We start from the raw sequence: 2,523 nt of genomic DNA on the forward strand, positions 1-2,523 counted from the left end.
GTAAGCGCGCCATAAACCCCAGACTTGTGGCATAGCTGCGGCTGCAGCATTCTTTCCCCATCTAATTTTATGTGGGACAAGGATGAAAAAGGACATGCAATTCTGGGCGGCGCATGTTGCGGCGATTCAGTGCGAAGGCATTTTCGTAAGCGCTTACGCGAAGCGTGAGAATCTGTCGCTCGCGTCGCTCTATTACTGGCAACGCAAGCTGGGCGCGGCAGCGGCGCCGGATGCGGCAGCGCCAGTGCCAGAGAGCCGGTTTATGCAGCTACGGGTGGGCGAGCGCGGGGCTAGTCGGAGCGGCTCGGCCTGCACCCTGGAGTTGGCTGGCGGCGTGCGCCTTGAGTTGGCCGAGCTTCCATCCGCAGAATGGCTGGCGAATCTGGCACGCGCCGCAGCAGGGGCGTTCTGATGCATGCCGGTTGCCGTATCGAGCAGGTCTATTTGTGCCGCGCGCCGGTCGATTTCAGAAAGTCGATCGGAGGGCTGTCGGTGCTGGTCGAACAAGAATTGGAATTGAATCCTTTCGGCAGCGCCCTGTACGTGTTCATCAATCGCCAGCGCGATAAGATCAAGGTCCTGTACTGGCACCGCAACGGTTTTTGCCTGTGGCTCAAGCGGCTCGAGGCGGACAAATTCGCCTGGCCGAAGGACGGCGACACATCCGCGCAGACGATCACCTTGCAGGAGTTCGAATGGCTTCTGGAAGGCTTCGATTTATGGCGAAATTCACCTCATAAAACCTTGCATTTCACTTCGGTTTCATAGGGGGATTTGGTAAAATGACACATGCCTTTTACCCCGTTGAAATCGCCGCCGAAGCCGCCCGAAATTGAGCTCCCCGAGTTCGTTTTGCCAGCGGTATTGCCCGACGATGTCAATGCGCTAAAGCGGCTGCTCCAGGCGCAACAAGACGCCATGGCCGCCGCTCAACAGGCCATGCAACAGGCGATGGAGCAGGCCCTGCACGAAGCGCGGCAAGTGGCCATGCGCGAGGCGCACGACTACATCATTCGCATGATCGAACAATCCGTGCTGGCGCGCCACAGGATGTTCGGTGCCAGCTCCGAGCAATTGGCCTGCCAGGGCCGACTGTTCGACGAGGCCGAGGTGCTGGCGCAGTCGAGCACGGACGAGCAGGATATCGCCGCCCTGCCCGCCACCACCCCAGCGGCGCAACCGGCGGCCGACGCGGCGCAGGATAAGCAACCCAAGGCGCGCGGCAAGCGCGCCCCCTTGTCGGAGGCCTTGAAGCGCGTCGACATCGTCCATGACGTGCCCGAAGACGAACGCACCTGCCCCTGCGGCACGCCAATGGTCGAGATCGGCCAGGATGTGAGCGAGCAACTCGACATCGTGCCGATGCAGATACGCGTGCTGCGCCACATCCGCAAGCGCTATGGCTGCCCGGGCAGCGAGCATGCGCCGGTGACGGCGGTGTTGCCGGCCCAGCCCCTGCCCAAGAGCAACGCCAGCGCCGACTTCCTCGCCATGCTGCTGACAGTCAAGTACGTCGACGGCCTGCCGCTGGCGCGCTTCGAGAACGTGCTTGAGCGCCATGGCGCGGCGGTGCCGCGCCAGACGCTGGCGCGCTGGGCCATCGGTGCCGGTCGCCTGCTGCAACCGCTGCACAACCTGATGCGCGACGCGCTGCTCGACGGCGCCGTCATCCACATGGACGAGACGGTGGTGCAGGTGCTCAAGGAGGCCGGGCGAAAGGCCAGCACGCAGAGCTATATGTGGGTGCAGACCGGCGGGCCGCCCGGCAAGCCGGTGGTCTTGTACGACTACGATGCCAGCCGCGGCGCCCAGGTGCCGCTGCGCCTGCTCGACGGCTACCGCGGCTACCTGATGACTGACGGCTACACCGGCTATGCCAAGCTGGCGCATATCGAGGGTGTCGAGCACTTGGTGTGCTTCGCCCATGTCCGCAGACGCTTCGTAGAAGCGGCACGGGTGCAGCCGAAGGGCAAGCGCGGGCGCGCCGACGAGGCGATTGAGCTGATCGGTAAGCTGTACGGCATCGAGAGCGCGCATGCGGACGTCACCGTGGAGGCACGCACGCTCGCGCGCCAACGCCTGAGCATACCGGCCCTGGAGGCACTGAAGGCGTGGATGGATAAGACTCTGCCTACGGTCACGCCGAAAAGCGCGCTGGGCAAGGCGCTGGCCTATATGCATAAATACTGGAACCGCTTGACGCGCTACACCGAGCGCGGCGACCTCCCAATTGACAACAACCGATGCGAGAACGCGATCCGACCCTTCGTGATTGGACGCAAAGCATGGTTGTTCAGCGATACGCCGGCGGGCGCCCATGCCAGCGCAGTCATTTACTCGCTGGTCGAGACGGCAAAGGCGAATGGCCTGGAGCCATACACATGGCTGCGACGCGTCATGCGCAGCTTGCCGCTGGCGACGACGGTGGACGAGGTGGAGGCGCTGTTGCCGTGGAATTTGCATAGCCATGATTTAGCCAGCGAAACGGTTCCCTGAACAGCCTGGGGTTCATGGGGCACTTAC

3 protein-coding genes are annotated in these 2,523 nt (G+C 63.1%); all 3 read left to right on the plus strand.

Annotated elements, in window-relative coordinates:
• Window positions 1–82: 82 nt before the first annotated feature.
• From tnpA to tnpC, 3 genes are read left to right on the plus strand one after another with little or no spacing between them, the layout of a single operon-like run.
• Entirely contained in the window at window positions 83–412 is a 330-nt protein-coding gene (gene tnpA, locus F2P44_RS34030; RefSeq protein WP_167094471.1) for an IS66 family insertion sequence element accessory protein TnpA, read from the plus strand.
• Window positions 412–768 (plus strand): IS66 family insertion sequence element accessory protein TnpB, encoded by a 357-nt coding sequence (tnpB, locus tag F2P44_RS34035; RefSeq protein WP_167094473.1) that lies wholly within the window; start codon window positions 412–414, stop codon window positions 766–768. Before tnpA ends, tnpB begins: the two co-directional genes overlap by 1 nt.
• Before the next feature lie 21 nt (window positions 769–789).
• Complete coding sequence (gene tnpC / locus F2P44_RS34040) at window positions 790–2,496, plus strand: IS66 family transposase (RefSeq protein WP_370662792.1); 1,707 nt, start codon at window positions 790–792, stop codon at window positions 2,494–2,496.
• Window positions 2,497–2,523 lie beyond the last annotated feature (27 nt).

The organism is Massilia frigida, from assembly GCF_011682175.1.
GTDB classification, from domain to species: Bacteria; Pseudomonadota; Gammaproteobacteria; order Burkholderiales; family Burkholderiaceae_D; genus Telluria_A; species Telluria_A frigida.

What these genes read in the sequence shown, in the direction of transcription:
- tnpA (WP_167094471.1), top strand. Translation starts at nt 83, where the DNA reads ATGAAAAAGGACATGCAATTCTGGGCGGCGCATGTTGCGGCGATTCAG.
- tnpB (WP_167094473.1), top strand. Translation starts at nt 412, where the DNA reads ATGCATGCCGGTTGCCGTATCGAGCAGGTCTATTTGTGCCGCGCGCCG.
- tnpC (WP_370662792.1), top strand. Translation starts at nt 790, where the DNA reads ATGCCTTTTACCCCGTTGAAATCGCCGCCGAAGCCGCCCGAAATTGAG.